15 protein-coding genes are annotated in these 18685 nt (G+C 64.1%); 11 read left to right on the forward strand and 4 right to left on the reverse strand.

The annotated features are described in order from the left end of the window. Positions 1 to 165: 165 nt before the first annotated feature. Complete coding sequence (locus LZ519_RS07085) at positions 166 to 471, forward strand: hypothetical protein (protein WP_249868001.1); 306 nt, start codon at positions 166 to 168, stop codon at positions 469 to 471. 48 nt (positions 472 to 519) lie between these two features. On the opposite strand, the gene LZ519_RS11670 is transcribed toward LZ519_RS07085, so the two are convergent. After that, complete coding sequence (locus LZ519_RS11670) at positions 520 to 1569, reverse strand: M23 family metallopeptidase (protein WP_249868002.1); 1050 nt, start codon at positions 1567 to 1569, stop codon at positions 520 to 522. A 166-nt stretch (positions 1570 to 1735) separates the two neighbouring features. On the opposite strand from LZ519_RS11670, the gene LZ519_RS07095 reads away from it, so the two are divergent. From LZ519_RS07095 to LZ519_RS07110, 4 genes are all read left to right on the forward strand, one after another. Beyond that, complete coding sequence (locus LZ519_RS07095) at positions 1736 to 4252, forward strand: helicase-related protein (protein ID WP_249868003.1); 2517 nt, start codon at positions 1736 to 1738, stop codon at positions 4250 to 4252. Next, on the forward strand, positions 4249 to 4521 hold the full coding sequence (locus LZ519_RS07100; RefSeq protein WP_249868004.1) for an RNA-binding S4 domain-containing protein: 273 nt from the start codon (positions 4249 to 4251) through the stop codon (positions 4519 to 4521). Before LZ519_RS07095 ends, LZ519_RS07100 begins: the two co-directional genes overlap by 4 nt. A gap of 27 nt (positions 4522 to 4548) precedes the next feature. Continuing rightward, positions 4549 to 4887 (forward strand): ferredoxin FdxA, encoded by a 339-nt coding sequence (gene fdxA, locus LZ519_RS07105; RefSeq protein ID WP_249868005.1) that lies wholly within the window; start codon positions 4549 to 4551, stop codon positions 4885 to 4887. An 86-nt stretch (positions 4888 to 4973) separates the two neighbouring features. Beyond that, positions 4974 to 5813 carry a MipA/OmpV family protein gene (locus tag LZ519_RS07110; RefSeq protein ID WP_249868006.1) on the forward strand — a complete coding sequence of 280 codons (840 nt, stop codon included), beginning with the start codon at positions 4974 to 4976 and terminating at the stop codon, positions 5811 to 5813. Here the strand turns inward: LZ519_RS07110 and cysN are convergent. Genes cysN through LZ519_RS07125 form a run of 3 tightly spaced genes read right to left on the reverse strand, consistent with a single transcriptional unit; the run spans position 5810 to position 9724 of the window. After that, a complete protein-coding gene (gene cysN / locus LZ519_RS07115) occupies positions 5810 to 7729 on the reverse strand; it encodes a sulfate adenylyltransferase subunit CysN (protein ID WP_249868007.1) in 1920 nt (639 codons plus the stop codon). The genes LZ519_RS07110 and cysN overlap by 4 nt on opposite strands. 46 nt (positions 7730 to 7775) lie before the next feature. Next, positions 7776 to 8672, reverse strand: coding sequence for a sulfate adenylyltransferase subunit CysD (gene cysD / locus LZ519_RS07120; RefSeq protein WP_249868008.1), 897 nt, complete (start codon positions 8670 to 8672; stop codon positions 7776 to 7778). A gap of 38 nt (positions 8673 to 8710) precedes the next feature. Then, positions 8711 to 9724 (reverse strand): GDP-mannose 4,6-dehydratase, encoded by a 1014-nt coding sequence (locus tag LZ519_RS07125; RefSeq protein ID WP_249868009.1) that lies wholly within the window; start codon positions 9722 to 9724, stop codon positions 8711 to 8713. A 282-nt stretch (positions 9725 to 10006) separates the two neighbouring features. Between LZ519_RS07125 and LZ519_RS07130 the strand changes: the two genes are divergently transcribed. The 6 genes from LZ519_RS07130 to LZ519_RS07155 all read left to right on the forward strand — a co-directional run bounded on the left by LZ519_RS07130 (position 10007) and on the right by LZ519_RS07155 (position 18675). Beyond that, complete coding sequence (locus tag LZ519_RS07130) at positions 10007 to 11290, forward strand: nucleotide sugar dehydrogenase (RefSeq protein WP_249868883.1); 1284 nt, start codon at positions 10007 to 10009, stop codon at positions 11288 to 11290. Between the two features lie 154 nt (positions 11291 to 11444). Then, positions 11445 to 13973 (forward strand): hypothetical protein, encoded by a 2529-nt coding sequence (locus LZ519_RS07135; RefSeq protein WP_249868010.1) that lies wholly within the window; start codon positions 11445 to 11447, stop codon positions 13971 to 13973. Positions 13974 to 14120: 147 nt separating this feature from the next. Continuing rightward, positions 14121 to 16040 (forward strand): glycosyltransferase, encoded by a 1920-nt coding sequence (locus LZ519_RS07140; protein ID WP_249868011.1) that lies wholly within the window; start codon positions 14121 to 14123, stop codon positions 16038 to 16040. 31 nt (positions 16041 to 16071) lie between these two features. Continuing rightward, positions 16072 to 17151 carry a polysaccharide biosynthesis/export family protein gene (locus LZ519_RS07145; protein WP_249868012.1) on the forward strand — a complete coding sequence of 360 codons (1080 nt, stop codon included), beginning with the start codon at positions 16072 to 16074 and terminating at the stop codon, positions 17149 to 17151. Between the two features lie 13 nt (positions 17152 to 17164). Beyond that, a complete protein-coding gene (locus LZ519_RS07150; RefSeq protein ID WP_249868013.1) occupies positions 17165 to 17971 on the forward strand; it encodes an ABC transporter permease in 807 nt (268 codons plus the stop codon). After that, complete coding sequence (locus tag LZ519_RS07155; protein WP_249868014.1) at positions 17971 to 18675, forward strand: ATP-binding cassette domain-containing protein; 705 nt, start codon at positions 17971 to 17973, stop codon at positions 18673 to 18675. The genes LZ519_RS07150 and LZ519_RS07155 overlap by 1 nt, the downstream gene beginning before the upstream one ends. Positions 18676 to 18685: the final 10 nt, after the last annotated feature.

The following is an 18685-nucleotide window of genomic DNA, read 5'->3' on the forward strand; positions in this document are numbered from 1 at the left end:
CGTCGCGCGGATTCACTCCGCGTGACGGCTTTTCCTGGCGTCCGTTTTCGACCCATTGCAGACATTTGCTGGAACGGACACACTGAGCGAGTGGCAGTAAGCGGGGTCAGTCAGTTGAGATGGTTTTCCGTCGCTTTCGCTTGGTTGGGAATGGCGGCAGCGATCATGGCAAATCTGCTGTGGCTGGCAGGTCGGCTGCCCTGGCTCGGACTGGGTCTTGTTTTGCTCAGCGCTGCCTTGCTCATGATTGCGGTTTTGATGCGATCTAACGACGCGTCACTATCAAGGAGGCCTCGCTCGCGCGATCGCCGTGTGACCGCGTCGCTCCTTATCATCTACTTGATTGTTTTCGTGAGCTACCAGAGCAGTTGGCAACTTCTCGGAAGGTACGACGAGAACATTTGGGCGACGTTGAATGTGGTCGCCCTTATCTGGATCTTCCGCCGGGCACTTATCCCGACGACAGCCTAAGCGACAGCGCCCGCGTTGCACCCAAAGCAGGGCATTAGAGTTTCGCCCCTAAGCCTTCGCCCCAATCGCCATAAGCTGCTTCAGCCGAGCGTCGAACGCCACCTTTGCCGGCCCGCTGACCACGTTTCGCGACTGCATGGTCACCGACATCGGGTCGACGGGGCGTCCGTTGATCCGGACCTCGAAGTGCAAGTGCGGACCGGTCGAAAGGCCGCTTGAGCCGACATAGCCGATCACCTGGCCCTGCCTGACCATCTGGCCGGGCGTTGCGACGACTCCGCTCATGTGACCGTAGAGACTGACGATTCCGCCGCCGTGGCCGATCTCGACCGCCCGGCCGTAGCCGCCGGTCCAGCCCGCGACGACCACCTGGCCGTCGGCGGCTGCGACGATCGGGCTTCCCCATGCAGCCCCGAAATCGAGGCCGGCATGCATCCGCGCATAATGAAGGATCGGGTGGTAGCGCATCCCGAAGCGCGAGGTGATGCGGCCGGCGACGGGCGCCATCAGCCCTGCCGAATGATCGGCCGCGCTCGCGTCGGTGTCGAACCAGTCGGTCTTGCCGTTGGCGTTCCACTTCAGGAGCTCGACGTCGGCTCCGTCCACGCGATGGAGAGCTGCGAAGACGAGCGGCTGGGCAGCAGATTTCGAAATGACGAGGTCGAAGCGGTCGTAAGGCGCGACTTCGCCGACATCCATCCGGGTCGACAGAGCGTGGAGGTAATCGGCAGCCACCTGTGGGGACACTCCGGCATCGCGAAGCGACCAGTAGAGCCCTTCGGTCACCGCGCCCTGCACGCGAATGTCGGACCCACTGGTGGCGATGATCGGCTTGGCCGCGACCTCGGGATCGGACGGGAACTGGTATTTGGGCTGGGCATCGGAGGGAGCGGGAGCGCTCAACATCGGATTGAGCTGGAACTGCCGCTGCGGCGCCACGGAGCGGGCGAGAGCGGGCGAAAAAGGATCGAGGCCGGGGCTCAGCGCGAGCACCGAAGCGCAGAGCCCGGCAAGCGTCGCGACGCCGCGCAGCCAGCGTTGCCCGACCGGCTCGGCGGCAAGATCGACGACCAGGCTGAAGCTCTCGGGAGCGTCCACGGTGGGCGCTTCGCTCTCCCTCGCGCGAGCGAGCACGAGCCGGGCCGAAGCCTCGGTTGCTGAAAATCCGTCCAACATCTTGGACCGGAATGCCCAAACAGGGTTAAGAGCTGTTTAAAATCGGGAACTTGCGCTTTCGCCGGACGCTGCCACATTCGAAGACGAAATGGCGCGCGACGATGCACCCGTTCGGGCGATCCTCGGCCCCACCAACACCGGGAAAACCTATCTCGCGATAGAGCGTATGTGTGGCCATTCGTCGGGAGTCATCGGCTTCCCGCTGAGGCTCCTGGCACGCGAAGTCTACGACCGAGTCGTGGGGATGAAGGGCGAAAGCCAGGTGGCGCTGCTCACCGGGGAAGAACGGATCGTCCCCAGGAATGCGCGCTATTTCCTGTGCACCGCGGAAAGCATGCCGGTGCCGAGCGGCGACGGTCACGACGCGGGCGATTTCCAGCGCGACTTTGCCTTCGCCGCGATCGACGAGGCGCAGCTCGGGATCGACCCCGAGCGCGGCCACGTCTTCACCGACCGGATGCTTCGGGTTCGCGGCCGCGAGGAAACACTGATCCTCGGCTCCGATACGCTGAAGCCGATGATCCGCGAGCTACTGCCCGACGCCGAGATCGTCAGCCGCCCCCGCTTTTCGACGCTTCGCTATTCGGGAAGCGTGAAGCTGTCGCGGCTTCCGCCACGCTCCGCAGTCGTCGCCTTCTCGGCGGAGCAGGTCTACGCGCTCGCCGAGGCGCTCCGCCGCTTCCGTGGAGGCGCCGCGGTCGTGATGGGCGCGCTGTCGCCAGCCACCCGAAACGCCCAGGTGGCGATGTTCCAGCGCGGCGAGGTCGACTATCTGGTTGCGACTGATGCGATCGGGATGGGCCTCAACATGGATGTCGCCCATGTCGCCTTCGCCGGCCTCGAGAAGTTCGATGGCCGCCGCGACCGCCGGCTGACGATCGCCGAGATGGCGCAGATTGCCGGCCGCGCAGGCCGCCACCAGCGGGACGGGACGTTCGGCACCCTGGGTCTCGGCGATCATGGCGCGGAATTTTCCGATGCCGAGATCGAGGCGATCGAAGAGCATCGCTTCCGCGCTCTCGACTTCCTCTACTGGCGCAACCCGGACCTCGACTTCACCGACGTGCGGGCGCTGACCGCAAGCCTCGAGCGGCCGAGCGACGATCCGGTGCTTCGCCCGGCGCCGGAATCGATCGACCTGGCTGTCCTCAAGCTCGTGTCGGAAGATCCGGCGATTGCGGCCAAACGAGGCGCTTCGGCGCGCCGCTTGTGGGCCGCCTGCGGGCTTCCCGATTTCCGCAAGGTCGGGCCGATGCACCACGCGCGGATGGTCCGGCGCGTTTTCAGCTACATCGGCGACGGCGGGCACATCCCGCACGAATGGTTCGCAGCCGAAGTCGCGCGGCTGGAGAATGTCAGCGGCGACATCGAGGTGCTGGCGGACCGCCTCGCCGGAATCCGCAGCTGGGCCTATATCGCCCACCGTTCCGACTGGCTCCAGGACCCGGCCAAATGGGCGGATCGGACGCGCGAGGTCGAGGCTCGGTTGTCCGACGCGCTCCACTCGGCGCTGACCCAGCGTTTCGTCGACAGGCGAACGTCGGTGCTCGTCCGCGACATCGGGGCACGCGGTTCGGACGCCCTGCCGGTCACCGTGTCCGCCGACGGGGAGGTCAGCGTCGGACCGGAGCCGATCGGCCACCTTCGCGGCTTCGAGTTTCGAGTCGATCCGGCCGCCCGCCTCGCCGACAAGAGGCTGCTCCTCGCTGCTGCCGAGCGGCGGCTGGGCGACGAGCTCGAGCGGCGGGCAAGCTCTCTGATCGACGCTCCGGACAGCGATTTCGCGCTGCTGGTCGAGGATAGCGGAGCGGTCGGCATAGGCTGGAACGGCAATGTCCTCGCGCGGCTGGCGCCCGGGCGATCCTTGCTCGAGCCCGCGGTCCGCACCGCCCGTCCGCTCGACCGGCTTTCGGCGAACAGCCGCTCGGCGCTGCGGGCGCGGCTCGAGCGCTGGGTCGATGCCCAGGTGGACGGGCATCTGAGGCCGCTCAAGCGCGTGGCCGAAGTCGCCACCGACGCCACCACCTCGCCCGGAGTGCGAGCGGTCGGAGCCATGCTCGCCGACGCCGGCGGGGCCGTCCCGCGCCGGGCGATCGTCAGCGCCATCGGGACCCTCGAGCAGGACGACCGCCAGCTTCTCTATCGGCTGAAGGTCCGGCTCGGCCCGCTCGACGTCTATGTGCCGGCGCTTCTCAAGCCCGCGGCCCAGCTGTGGCGCGCAGCGTTGCTCGCCGTCCGGTCCGGCGAGCCGATGCCCGAAATCCCCGCCGCCGGGATGGCGACCCTTGCGGCCGATGCCGATCCGCGCGGAGCCGCCCTCGCCTACCGCCGCGCCGGACGCACATGGGTCCGCGTCGACCTGGCCGACCGGCTCGCGAGCCACGCGCACAAAGTGCGTTCGGCGGGCGGCGACAATCCGGTGGATTCTGAGCTTGCGACCTCGCTGGGCCTTGGCGAGGAATCGCTTGTCCGGCTGATGGCCGACGTCGGCTTCGCCAGGACGGGCGACAGCTGGCGCTGGCGCGGCCGGCGGGGCTCGCGGCCGGCTCCACGCGAAACGGGGTCCAACGCCTTTGCCGAGCTGGAGAAACTGCGCCGCAAGTGAGGATCGACCGCTTCCTCTATTTCGTTCGCCTGGCCAAGAGCCGCACCATCGCCCAGTCGCTGGTAGATACCGGTCACATCCGTATTGACGGAAAGCGGGTGACGAAAGCGAGCGACGAGGTGCGCGGGGGAAGCGTCGTCGCGCTTCCGCTCCATGGCCAGACGCGCGTCCTCAGGGTGCTCGTTCTGCCCTCGCGGAGAGGCCCCGCATCCGAAGCGCGTGCCTGCTACAAAGAGCTGGACGTTGACGCGACAAGCGCCTCGACTTAGCGAACGGCGAAAGGGAGCTTCGCCAACATGACCTACGTCGTCACCGACGCCTGCATCAAATGCAAATATATGGATTGCGTCGAGGTCTGCCCCGTCGACTGTTTCTACGAGGGCGAGAACATGCTGGTGATCAACCCCAACGAATGCATCGATTGCGGCGTGTGCGAGCCCGAATGTCCCGCCGAAGCGATCCTTCCCGACACCGAGGGCGGGCTTGAGAAGTGGCTCGAGCTCAATTCGACCATGTCCGCCAACTGGCCGAACATTACCCGGAAGAAGGAAAGTCCCGCCGACGCTGACGAGCACAAGGGCGAAGAGGGCAAGTATGAGAAGTACTTCACGCCTGACCCCGGTGAGGGCGACTAAGCCTCTCTGACGTCTACCTTTTCTCTATTTGCTTTTCGGCGGCCACGGGCGCTGGCATAGTGCTGCGATAACAGGGGGGAAAGTCGATGCGCCTCTTTGCCTTGTCAGCACTGTCCATTCTCGGCCTGAGCACGCCAGCCTGGGCCCAGGAAGCCTCGCCGCTGCCGTCTCCGGTGGATGCGCAGCAATCGATCACGGTCGGCCTGGGCGTTGGATTTCTGCCCGACTATGTCGGGTCCGACGATTATCGGATCATCCCGGCCGGCGGAGCGCGCGGAACGATCGGCCCGGTCAGCTTCGCGACCCGGTCGAGCTACCTCTACGTCGACTTCCTGCCGCGTCGGGAAACCGGATTGGATTTCGACCTCGGCGTGATCGGGGGTGTAAACTTCAACCGCACCACGAAGATCGACGATAAGGTCGTTCGCCTGCTTCCGGAACTCGACACCGCGGTCGAGCTGGGCGGGTTCGCGGGCATCAGCCTGCACAACGTGACCAATCCCTATGATACGCTCGCCTTCCGGCTCGACCTGAAGCACGACGTTGCGGGGGCGCACAAATCGACGGTGATCAGCCCCAACATCGAGTTCGCTACGCCGCTCTCGCGCACCACCTACGTGAGCGCGTCGACGAGCGTCGACTTCGTGGCCGATAAATATGCGCGATACTATTTTGGAATCACCCCCGCCGATGCCCTCGTGAGCGGGCTTCCGATGTTCACTCCCGACGGTGGGCTGAACAAATGGCGGATCGGCGCGCTGATCAACCAGTCGATCACGGGCGACCTCACGCACGGTTTCTCGCTCTGGGGAACGGTCGAATATTCGCACCTCACCGGGGATTCGAAAGACTCGCCGATCGTTCGAATCAGGGGGTCCGCAAGCCAGTGGCTGCTCGCGGCGGGGGCCGCCTACACCTGGCGCTAGCGCCGGCTTAAAAGCTTCTCGACGATCGCATCGGCTGCCTCCTCGGCGGTCACGGTCGTCGTGTCGATGTGGATCTCGGCATTCTCCGGGGGCTCGTACGGGCTGTCGATCCCGGTGAAGTTCTTGAGCTCGCCGGCGCGCGCCTTGGCGTAGAGGCCCTTCACGTCGCGCTTCTCTGCCTCGGCCAAGGGAGTGTCGACGAACACCTCGATGAACTCGCCCTCGGGAAGCATCCGCCTCACCATGTGCCGCTCGGCGCGGAACGGCGAGATGAAGGCGGTAAGGACGATCAGCCCGGCGTCGGCCATCAGGCGGGCGACCTCGCCGACGCGGCGGATGTTCTCGATGCGATCGGCTTCGGTGAAGCCGAGATCGCGGTTGAGCCCGTGGCGGACGTTGTCGCCGTCGAGGAGGAAGGTGTGGCGGCCACGCGCCGCAAGCTTCTTCTCGACGAGGTTGGCGATGGTCGACTTGCCCGCGCCGGACAGGCCGGTGAACCATACGACCGCCGGCCGCTGTCCCTTGAGCGCAGCGTGGGTCTCGCGCTCGACCTCGAGGTGCTGGCGGTGGATGTTGAGCGACCGCCGAAGCGCGAAATGGAGCATCCCTGCGGCGACGGTGCCGTTGGTCACCTTGTCGATCAGGATGAAGCCGCCGAGCGCGCGGTTCGGGCTCGTTGCCGGGTTCGCATAGGGCTCGAACACGATTTCGCGATCGGTGGAGATTTCCGCCACACCGATCGAGTTCAAAGCAAGCCGCTTTGCCGCGAGGTGCTCGAGCGTGTTGACGTTCACCTCGTACTTCGGCTCCTGCACCATCGCGGTGACCGTCTCGGTTCCGATCTTCATCCAATAGCCTCGGCCGGGCAGCAGCTCGTCCTCGGCCATCCACACGATCGTCGCTTCGAACTGGTCGGCCGCTTCGGGGGGATCGCCCGCGGCCGCGATTACGTCGCCGCGCGAGCAATCGACCTCGTCTTCTAGCGTCACCGTGATCGACTGGCCGGCGACCGCCTCATCGAGATCGCCGTCAAAGGTTACGACGCGCTCGATCCGGGTGGTCCTGCCCGATGGAAGGATCCGCACTTCCGACCCCGGGCCCAGCCGCCCGGACGCGACCAACCCGGCAAAGCCGCGGAAGTTCTGGTTGGGACGGTTCACCCACTGGACGGGCATCCGAAGCGGCTTGGCGGCGTCGGCGCTCGCGTCGATTTCCACAGTGTCGAGATATTCGAGCAGCGTCGGGCCCGAATGCCACGGCGTCTTTTCGCTTCGGGCGGTGACATTGTCGCCCTCGACACCGGAAACCGGAATCGCCTTCCACTGCGTGATCCCGATCTTGTCGGCGAAGGCGGCATAGTCGCTGCAGATCGCGTCGAAGGCCTGTTGGTCATAGTCGACCAGGTCCATTTTGGTGACGGCGAGAAGAAGGTGCCGGATGCCGACCAAGTTGGCGAGGTAGGAATGGCGCCTCGTCTGCGTGAGCACCCCCTTGCGGGCGTCGATCAGGAGCACCGCGACGTCCGCGGTCGACGCGCCCGTGATCATGTTGCGCGTATATTGTTCGTGGCCCGGAGTGTCGGCGACGATGAACTTGCGCTTCTCGCTCGAGAAGAAACGGTAGGCGACGTCGATCGTGATGCCCTGCTCGCGCTCCGCCGACAGGCCGTCGACGAGAAGCGAGAAGTCGAGCTTGCCGCCGTTCGCGGCCTTCTTGCTGTCTGCTTCCAGCGCTTCGAGCTGATCGTCGAACAGCTGGCCGCAATCGAAGAGAAGCCGTCCGATCAGGGTGGACTTGCCGTCGTCGACGCTCCCGCAGGTGATGAAGCGCAGCATCTCCTTGCGCTCGTGTTGCGAGAGCCATTCGCCGACGTCGCGCTCGATGAGCTCGCGATCCTGGTCGAGGACTCGAGCCATTACTTCAGCGGCCCCCAGGCTATTTTTGATCCGCGCCCCACGCCCATCAAAAATAGCCTTCCTTCTTCTTCTTCTCCATCGACGCCGCGCCGGAGTCCTTGTCGATTGCCCGCCCCTGCCGCTCCGAGGTGGTGGTCAGGAGCATCTCGGCGACCACTTGCTCGACGGTCGACGCCTCGCTCTCGACCGCGCCGCTGAGCGGGTAGCAGCCGAGTGTCCGGAACCGCACCCTTCGCTCCACCGGAGCTTCGCCGTTGAGCGGAAAGCGGTCGTCATCGACCATCAGGATCAGCCCGTCGCGTTCGACGGTCGGGCGAAGGTCGGCGAAATAGAGCGGGACGATCTCGATCTTCTCGCGAAGGATATATTGCCAGACGTCGAGCTCGGTCCAGTTGGACAGCGGGAAAACCCGGACGCTCTCGCCCTTGCTTTTCCGCACGTTGTAGAGCGACCACAGCTCGGGCCTCTGGCGCTTCGGATCCCAGCGGTGGTTGGCGCTCCGAAAGCTGAATATCCGCTCCTTGGCCCGGCTCTTCTCTTCGTCTCGGCGGGCGCCGCCGAAAGCCGCGTCGAAGCCGAACTTGTCGAGCGCCTGCTTCAGACCTTCCGTCTTCCACATGTCGGTGTGAAGCGGACCGTGATCGAACGGGTTGATGCCCTGCGCCTCGGCTTCAGGGTTCTTGTAGACAAGCAATTCGACCGCTGGGTCGGAAGCGACCTTGTCGCGAAGCTGGTACATCGCCCGGAATTTCCAGGTCGTGTCGACATGAAGAAGCGGGAATGGCAGCGGGGCGGGGAAGAAGGCCTTGCGGGCAAGGTGAAGCATCACCGCCGAATCCTTGCCGATCGAATAGAGCATCACCGGGCGGTCGGCCTCCGCGACCGTCTCGCGCAGGATATGGATGCTCTCGGCTTCCAGGCGATCGAGATGGGTCAGCGGCATGGGTCGGCAACAAGCCACCGGATCGGCCTCAGCGCCACCTATTTTTGGTAATAGTCGCGGAACCACTCGACGAAGCGGGCGACTCCGTCGCGGATGTCCGTCTGCGGCTGGTACCCAGTCAGCGCTTTGAGCAGGCTCGCGTCCGCCCATGTGGCGCGGACATCACCGGGCTGCATCGGCATGTAGTTGCGCGTCGCCTTCTTGCCGAGACAGCTCTCGATTTCCTCGATGAAGTCGAGAAGCCGCACCGGGGTCGAATTGCCGATATTGACGATCCGGAACGGAGCGACGGGGCTCAGCGAGTCATTCTCCAGGACCTGCTCGCGGTCGCCGGGCATGTGCGGAATGGCCCCCAGCAGAAGCTCGATAGCCCGGACAAGGTCACCGACGTAGGTGAAGTCGCGTTCCATGTCGCCGTGATTGTAGACGTCGATCGGCCGGTCATCGAGGATCGCGTCGACGAACTTGAACAGCGCCAGGTCGGGGCGGCCCCAGGTTCCGTAAACGGTGAAGAAGCGGAACATCGTGATCGGCGTTCCGAACAGGTGCGCATAGCTATGCGCCATCGACTCCGTCGCCTTCTTGGTCGCGGCGTAGATGCTGAGCTGCGTGTCGGTCTTCTCGGTCTCGCTGAACGGCATCTCCTCGTTCGCGCCATAGACCGAGGAGGTCGAGGCCATCAGCAGGTGCGGAGTGCCGAGCGACCGCACGATCTCGAGGATGTGGAAGGTGCCGACGATGTTGCTGTCGATGTACGTCCGCGGCGCTTCCATGCTGTAGCGGACGCCCGCCTGCGCAGCGAGATGGACGATCGCATCGGGCTGGAAGTCGGTGATCGTCCGGCGAAGCAGGGCTTCGTCCTCCAGCATCCCCTCGGTTGCAGCGAAACCCGGTTTCTGGAGCAGCTGCTGGTGACGCCGACGCTTGAGCTGGACGTCGTAGTAATCGGTCATCCCGTCATATCCGTGGACTTCCAGCCCATGGCTGAGGAGCAGCTCGGCAAGGTGATAACCGATGAACCCTGCAGTGCCGGTGATGAAGATTCGTCGCATGCTGTGAGCCGGAATCCGAAGTGCGGGAAGCGCGGGCCGGGCCCGCTGATTTCGCGGGCGCAGTGGCTTGTGCTTCCCCGCGAAGTCAAGCGAAACGTCTTGATCAATCGCGCATGCGCTTGTCAGAAAATCAAAATTCGCTAGAGACCGGCGCCTCTGCGGCGGGAGCTACTGCGAAGCGCCAGCCGCGGTCATGACGAGAGGGGACCGTCTTCCCACGGGTTCCACCTTCAGTGCTCGTCATGGTCATTCAATCTTTGATCCGGGAACGGTGAATTGTCTGTGCAGAAGGACAGGAAAGTTGCGGTTGTTGGCCTGGGCTATGTCGGCCTTCCGCTGGCGGTGGCGTTATCGAGGAAATATTCGGTGGTTGGCTTCGACATCAGCACGGAGCGCGTCGCCAGTCTTCAGCAGGGCAAGGATTCGACCAACGAGGTCGAGCCCGAACAGCTGAAGGCGAGCAGCCTCACGATCACCGACGATCCTGCCGCGATGGCAGGCTGCGATATCTTCATCGTCACCGTGCCGACGCCGATCGACGAAGCGAACCGCCCTGACTTCACGGCTCTCCTTACCGCCTGCGAGCTGGTTGGGCCGCGACTTTCTAAGGGCGCGATCGTGGTCTTCGAAAGCACGGTCTACCCCGGCGTCACCGAAGAGGTCTGCGCGCCCGCCCTCGAGCGTGCTTCGGGAAAGAAGGCCGGAGTGGACTTCAAGCTCGGCTACAGTCCGGAGCGGATCAACCCGGGTGACAAGGAACGGCCGATCGAGAAGATCACCAAGGTCGTCTCCGGAAGCGATCCCGAGACCCTCGACACGCTTGCCGACCTCTATGGATCGATCATCGAGGCCGGGATCCACCGCGCCAGCTCGATTAAGGTCGCCGAGGCCGCGAAGGTGATCGAGAACACGCAGCGAGACGTCAACATCGCGCTGATGAACGAGATTTCGAAAATCTGCGACCTGCTCGGCATTCGCACCAGCGAAGTGCTCGAGGCGGCAGGCACGAAGTGGAATTTCCTGCGCTTCTATCCCGGCCTCGTCGGCGGCCACTGCATCGGCGTCGACCCTTATTACCTCACCGCCAAGGCCGAGCAGCTCGGCTATCACCCGCAGGTGATCCTGTCGGGGCGGAGGATCAACGACGGAATGGGCGCCTACGTGGCGGAGCGCGTGGTCAAGCTCCTCGCCCGAAACGACCAGCCGATCCGAAAGGCGCGGGTCGGAATCCTCGGCTTTACGTTCAAGGAGAACGTGCCGGACATCCGCAACTCCAAGGTTGTCGACATCTACAAGGAGCTTCGGTCGTTCGGGATCGAGCCCATGGTTCACGACCCCGTCGCGGACAGCACGGCCGTCGGCCGGTCGCATGGAATCGAGCTGAAGGACCTGGAGGATCTGACCGACCTGTCGGCGCTGATCGTGGCTGTCGCCCACGAGGACTTTGCCAAGCTCGGCGGCAGGCAGCTCAGCGACATGCTGGTCGAGAACGGAGTGGTCGTGGACGTCCGCTCGCAAGTGGATCCATCCTCGCTACGTTCCGACCTGGCTTATTGGAGCCTCTAAGCTAATGAAACGGTGCGAGATTTCACATGAAGGTGAATCTCGCTTAATGGCCGCCTGATGTGCCTGCCACGAGACGGATGCGTTGTTGCGGGCGAAGGTCGGACGAGATGAAAGGTTTGCGCCAGGCGAGACGACCCGGCGCCAGGAAGCGGTTGTGAGCGATTTTGTAATTACCCCGATCGGTACCTGCCGGATCCACACGCCGCTGAGGCGTGCGGCGGGCCGCTATCCCATGCAGGTTGAGCAGCGGCGCAACTATGGCTTCGTGCACAGCAGCGCCGAAGCGCTGCAGCTGCTGCGTTTCCTACAGGGCGAGAAGCAGTTCGATCCAAGGGTCGCGCCGCTTGTAGCCAGGGACGCCAACCTTCAGCAGTATGAAAGCGAGAGCTGGGAGCCTTCGAACCTCCACCTGGTCGAAATCAGCTCTGCCAAGCGCATTTCGTCGGGCGACGACATCGTGCAGTCCAACTATCTGTCTCATTATTATGCCGACTTCTTTGCCAGTGCGGACCGCGGGCGGACCTTCTGGTCGCTGATCAAGAAAGCGCATCGGAAGGAGCTTCTCGACTATCTCGGCCGCCAGGCGAGCTATCGACTCCTTTCGCGCGACGACCGCGAACTGCTGATCAGCCTTCGGATGGAGCCGCAGTCGTTCAAGGCGATCAAGAGCGACATGGCGGAAATTGCGGAGCGCCTTGGCAGCGGCAGGCTTCTCTTCGTCACTCACGTCAACGCCGCAGGCCCGGATGGCGAGCCCATCCCCGCTCGGGACCGCCTCATCCGCTGGGTCAAGATGGCCGCGGAGCAGCTCGGAGTTCCGGTCTTCGATCCAACGACGGCGATGGTCGATTTCGGCCAGGACAAGGCGCTCGAATCTGGCGGTCTGGACCTGACCCATTACACGCCGGCATTCTACGACCGCGTGTACGACGAAATTCACAGCGCGCACGTTGTTCCGCTGATGGGAGCCTCCGGAATTGGCCGGCTCCCGGACACCGAAAGAGAGCAAGTCGCACGGCAGGCTGCAAAGCTCGAGGCGATGCTGGAGATCGGCGATTTCTTCACGGCGTCGCGCGACATCCACCAGGCGGTCGAAGATTCACCCGACGCGCTTCCGCTGATCGAGCTTCGCGGGCTCGTCCGCTCGCGGATCGGCGATTTCCGCGGTGCGGTCGAGGATCTGACCCGCGTCGGTGACGACGGCGCCTTATCGCAGGCGATGAGGGTGGGCCTTGTCGAGGCCCTGAGCGCCACCGGCGATCCGGAACGCGCTCTGAAGACCGCTCAAAGCCTTCTCGCCGAGGAATATGAAAGCGCCGCCTTGTACGCCGCAGCTGCCGGGGCGGCCGAGCGGGCGGGCAAGATCGACCTGGCGATCAGCTACGCGAAGCAGGCCTTCCGTAACGACAAGAACAGCCTTGCAACCGCTCTTCGGGCATTGATCCTGCTCATCGATCATCGAGGGCCGGAGGAGACGGCGGCGTGGCGGCGCGAGCTTCTCGAAAGTGCGGGAACGTCGGCGAACGGCGCGTTCGAAGTGGCCATGTGGGCCATCCGAAATCGCGACGAGGAACTGTTCGCCGCGGCTCTCAAAGCGGTGGCCCCGCTCGACAAGGCGGCCACCGTCGACCTGCTCGAAGACGCGGCCTCGGCGGGCCTGCACCGCGGCGTCGCCCGCTCGATCGGCCTTGCGGCCGCGCTTGGGCGGATTCCGCGAAGCATATCCGAGCGTCGGCTCGCGATCATCAAGGAGTCGGTCGAAACGGCGCGCAGACTCATCGATCAGGGCAGGCTCGAGGAGGCGCATGACGTCGCCCACGGCCTGCTTTCGCTTGAGGACATTTCAAGCACGCAGATCCCGGGCAGGAAACTTGCTGGTGAGGCGCGCCGGTTGATCCGCGAAATGTCGCAGGGCTTCCGGACCGACATTCGCAACGCCTACGTCGCAAAGGATATCGACGAGGTCCTGCGCATCGGCGCGGCGGCCGGCGACCTGCTGCTCAGCCTGCCCGATGGCGCAATCAACTATGCTCGCGCGCTTCATTCCGCGGGGAGGGTCGAGGAAGCGCTCGATCTGATGAAGCGAGTCCGTGTTGAGCACCCGGACAATTTCGCAGCGACCCGTTGGGCGGCGCGACTTGCGGCCCTGGCCGGCGATTATTCGACGGCGCTTGAGCTGTATGGTGATTTGCGGCGGTCACCGACGGACGAGACGCGCAAGATCGATTCGGAATTGCGGCAATTCTTTTCCCGGGCGGGACCGCGTGCGCTCAAGCAGCTTCGCCGCCTGGTCCTGGAGGAAGAGGTCGAGCAAGCGCTGCGGCTGGCTCGACTGATCAAGCAAGAGGTGGGTTCGGCGGATCGGGTGGATCGCGAACTGAACCGGCTCCATACCCAGCTTCGCACGCGCCTGAGGGAGATCGAGCAGGGCGAGGGTGACGCGGAGGAAGGAGAGGCTCTCCTTCGTCAAATGGTCAAGCTTCGCCCCGCTGACACACGCCTCCTGCGAAAACTTGCTCTCGAGCTGATGGCACAACTTCGCTTCGCGGAGGCCGCCGAAGTCTGGGACCGCATCCAGTCGGTAGAGCCCGATAACGAGACGGCTCCGCGGCAACGGGAGCGCTGCTTGAAGATGGCGCAGCGTCGCGCGCAGGCGGGAGCGGAGATCGAAGCCGCGGCTTAGACGCTAATCTGGGTCAAGAACATTTGGTCCGGCTTTACTCCAACAAGCTCCATTAGCGACTTAAATGTCACAAGTGGGTTGACCCTGGGGCTCTATCGAACGATAGCGTCCGGTCGCCGAATTGGACCAGTGCGTTTGGGGATTCCGTTGCAAGATCATGCAGATGAGCTCCGTGGCGATGCTACGCCGTGTGAGATCGAGCAGGCCGCCCGCGACCTGCTCAAGATCGCGGACGACTCGACATTCGAACGTGAGTGGAATGCCCTGGACAGCCTCCAGCCCGGCAACCCGGCGGTGTTTGCGACCCGAGTCCGGCGCCTGATCAGGCGCAAGGAAACGGAGAAGGCGATCGCTCTCATCGATGAGCGCGACTTCGGCGACCGCTCCGACGTCATCCGCTACATGCTGAAGGCCGAGTTGCTCTACGAGGCGCATGAGCATGACCGCGCTCGGGATCTATTCTTCTCGCTCATGGAGCTGGATCCGGACCACCGGCGCGACGTGGCCATCCGCTACTCGAAGCGCCTGTTCACCGACGGCTCGCTGACAAGTGCAATCGAGGTCGTCGATCCGGTTCGCGACTGTTTCCACGAGGGCGGCAAGGGTCAGACCTACATAGCCAAGCTCGACAGCCTCATGGCGCTTCTCACGCGCCTCGAGGGCCGCAGGCCCGCGGCCGACGAGAACTGCCGGATGCTGGCGATGAAGCATGCGATCCTCCATTTCCGCCACCGCCAGGTCATCCCGCCGAAGCCGAGCACTCTCGGCCGGCTGAGTCTCATCACCGGCGGCCTTGGCCCCGGGGGAGCCGAGCGTCAGCTCACTCGCCTCGCGATCGAACTCGAGCGGGCGCGTAAAACTCACGGCTCAATTGCCGGCATCAAGCTCGACCGCCCTGTGGAGGTACTGGTCCGCTCGCATGGCCCTGAAAAGCAGAACGATTTCTACTTGGGCGAAGTATCCGGTGCCAAAGTCGAGCTTCAGCAGATCAACCTCTTCCCGGCGATTCCCCCGTCGGAGCTGACACGCGACTCCGGGCTCCTGCAATTGCTGGAATATCTACCGCCGGTGGTGAATTTCGGCGTTCAAAGGCTAACCCGCCACTTTATCGAGTCCGAAACGGATGTAGCTTCGGTCTGGCAGGACGGCGCGTGTCTGTTTGCCGGCCTCGCCGCGCTGCTTGCCGGAGTTCCGCAGATCCAACTGGCGATCCGCGGACTTCCCCCGAGCATGCGCCGCCACATGTTCCGCCCGGAATATGAAGTCCTCTACCGCGCGATGGGCCAGGTGCCGGGCGTGACCTTCCTCAGCAACAGCGTCTCGGCGGCGCGGGCCTACGCCAGCTGGCTCGACATCCCGCTCGATCGATTCCGGATCGTCTACAACGGCGTCGAACCCATGTCGGCGCAGCCGACGCCCGACTGCGAGAAGCTGTGGGCCGAATTTGCCGCATCGACTCCCGACGCCACTCACACGATTGGCGGGGTTTTCCGCTTCGACACCGACAAGCAGCCGCTGCTGTGGATCCGCTTCGCCGCCCGATATTTGAAACGGCACCCGGATTCGCGAATCGTCCTGGTCGGCGGCGGGCGGTTGCTGCCCAATGCCATCGAGCTCGCCGAGGAATATGGGATCACCGACCGCATCCTGTTTGCCGGCCGGTCGAGCAATGTCGGATTTTGGATGTCGAAGATGGACGCGCTCGTCCTCCTGTCTCGCTTCGAAGGCCTGCCGAATGTGCTCATCGAGGCGCAATATATGGGCGTCAGGGTCGTGACGACGCCCGCCGGCGGCGCTGCCGAATGCTTGATCGAGGGCGTCACCGGCCATGTTCTCGGCTGCGCCGAGCAACCGGACTACGACGAGATCGTTGAGAGCACCCACAAATGGGCTCTGCGTTCCGATGAGCGCGAGATTTTCGCCCCCGGGGGGCTCGCGCGAGGTTTTCTCGATTCACACTTTTCAATTCCTCACATGCTCGGCCAGTTCGCCACATGCACGTCGGAAGGCTTTGCGGGGCTCGACTCGATCGAACCGCACCGTCAGCGGTCGCTCCGCGCTGCGTGAATTGGCAGTTCCACACCCAGGATCTTTGTCGGTGAAACACAGAATTGCATTCGTTTCCCTCGCTGCGGCGGCGGCCGTCCTCGGCGGCTGCACCATGCCGCGTCCGGTCGCGTCCTTCTCCGAGGTGGAACGGTCCGGCAAAGCAGGCGACATCCAATTGATCGCGGTCACCGGCGCGACGATCCCGCCCGCGCCGGTCTCCTCGACCGCGCCGGCCTTCCCTGCTGACTTTGTCAGCACTCCCGAGCCCGATTACGACCGTCTGGGCCCGGGTGACCGGCTGTCGGTCCGCATCTGGGAAAGCGGCTCGTCGAACGTCTTCGCATCGACGGGCAGCACTGGCAGCGATCTCGGCGAGCTGACGATCGATGACTCGGGGCGAGTTTACCTGCCCTACGTCGGCGCTATCCAGGCCGAGGGCCTTACCGTGCCGCAGCTGCGCAGCCGCATCACCCAGCGTCTTCGGACGGTCGTTCTCAACCCGCAGGTTGACGTTCGCCTGGTCGAGCACCGGAGCGCGCTCGTCAGCGTGCAGGGCGCCGCCGGCAAGACAGGCTCGTTCCCAATCGAGCAGGGACGGACGCGGCTATCGCAGCTGCTTGCCGAGGCCGCACCGGACCAGAAAAATCCGGCGATGCTGGACGTCGTCGTCCGGCGCAACGGCCGAAGCGCGACCGCGCGACTGAGCGAGGTCTATTCGAACCCAAGGTACGACATCGCCCTCCAGCCGGGTGATTCGGTCATCCTCAGGACCGTGGACGAGACCGTCACCGTGCTCGGCGCGGCGGGCGTCCAGGGGACCGTCCCGATGACCAAGCGCAACTTCACCCTGCTCGATGCGCTGGGCGCCTCGCGGGGACTCAACCCGGAAGCGGCAAACCCGCGCGCCGTGTTCCTGATGCGCTTGCCCGAGAACCCGAATGCAGCACCGGTCGTCTATCATTTCGACATGCGTCGGCCCGAAGAGGTGTCGTACGCCGCGAGGACGGTGCTTCAGGACAAGGATGCAGTCCTGATCTCAAGCGCGCCCTTCGCCCAGCTTCGGCTGGTGCTCGCGTCGGTCGCTCAATCACTTGTGGCGCTGCGGTCAGCGGCCGCGGTGGTGCCATGATCCGGAGCGGGCAATGAACGCTGGCTGGGCGGCGGCCGGGGATCAGGAGCCGCGCCGCCACTTCGGCGAATGGCTCGTCGAACAGGGCGAGATCGTGGCGGCGCTGATCTCCCGCGACCTCAAAACCCGGTTTAGCCAAAATATGTTCGGCTATTCGTGGACGTTCGTTCTGCCCGTGCTGTGGATCGCCGGCACATACGGCATTTTCTATGTCCTTAACCGCACCTCGCCGATTTTCACTGATCTGGTCACGTTCATCATCTCGGGCCTCATTCCCTACGTGGCGTTCCGCTACACAGTGAATGCGATGGGCAAGGTGAATGGTGCAGTCCGAAGCCTCATCATTTTTCCCGGAGTCACTCCGGAGCATGCCGCGATCGCGCTCGCGGTGGTTGAATATGTGAACATCTACATCGTCGCCGCGATCATCATGGCGATCAACTACTTCGTGTTCGGCAATTTCGAGCTCGACAATCTGCCGCTGTGGATCGGCGGAATCACCCTCGCGTGGCTCCTGGGTGCTGGCTACGGCTACCTGTTCTCCGTCCTGTCGCGACGAGACATCACCGTCTTCCAGCTCGGTATCATCCTCCTTCGCCCGAGCTATTTCTTCTCGGCCGTTTTCTTCATCCCAAACGAGCTTCGCGGCGACGTGCTCTCAGTGCTCGGCTGGAACCCGCTGATGCACGCGATAGAGATTTCGCGTGACGGAATGCTGTTCCATTATCAGTCGCGGATCAGCGACCCCCTGTATGTCGTCGCGTTCATCGCCGTTCTCTTTGGAGCGGCGCTCGCGGTCCGGGCCTGGCGGCCGATCTGATGTGGGGATTCGTCGACTGCAGCCGCTACTTCATGAAGTTCGGCATGCCGAAAATCGTGCTGGACAATGCATCGATGGCGGTCGCGTCAAACGACAAGGTGGGCCTGCTCGCGGCTCCCGGAGCGGGAAAGTCGACGATTATCCGGCTTCTGGCGGGAGTGGACGTGCCGGACAGCGGTCAGGTTTTGCGCGACGACGGCGGATGGCCCCTCGCTTATGGCGGCGCCTTCCGGCCCGAGATGACGGGCGAGGACAATGTGCGGATGATGGCCGGTTTTGCCGGCGTCGATCCGGACGAATTCGCGGCGTACTGCCAGCAATTCGCGGAGCTCGGGGACTCCTTCTTCGTGCCGATGCAGCTTTATACCGGTGCAATGCGCATGAGGCTGGCGTTTGCAGCCTCGCTTGGGGTTCCGGCCCGCACCTATCTTGCCGACGAAAGGCTCGTCGCCGGCGACCAGCATTTTCGCGAAAAATGCCAGGAAACCCTCAATCGGCGGCTGGAAACCTGCGGCCTCATCCTCGTTGCCAGCAATCCTCGCGCTCTCGAAACGGCCTGCGAGCGCTTCGCCGTTCTCAGCAGGGGGAAGATTATCATGTGCGAAGACCTGGACGAGGCGAAGTCGCTTCTGACTTTCGACCTGGAGCATGGCGGCGAAGAGGAGGCGATCGAAGAGGAGCTCGCTTCCTTCGACCTCGCCTGAGCATGTCTTG

Source organism: Sphingomonas anseongensis (assembly GCF_023516495.1).
GTDB classification, from domain to species: Bacteria; Pseudomonadota; Alphaproteobacteria; order Sphingomonadales; family Sphingomonadaceae; genus Sphingomicrobium; species Sphingomicrobium anseongensis.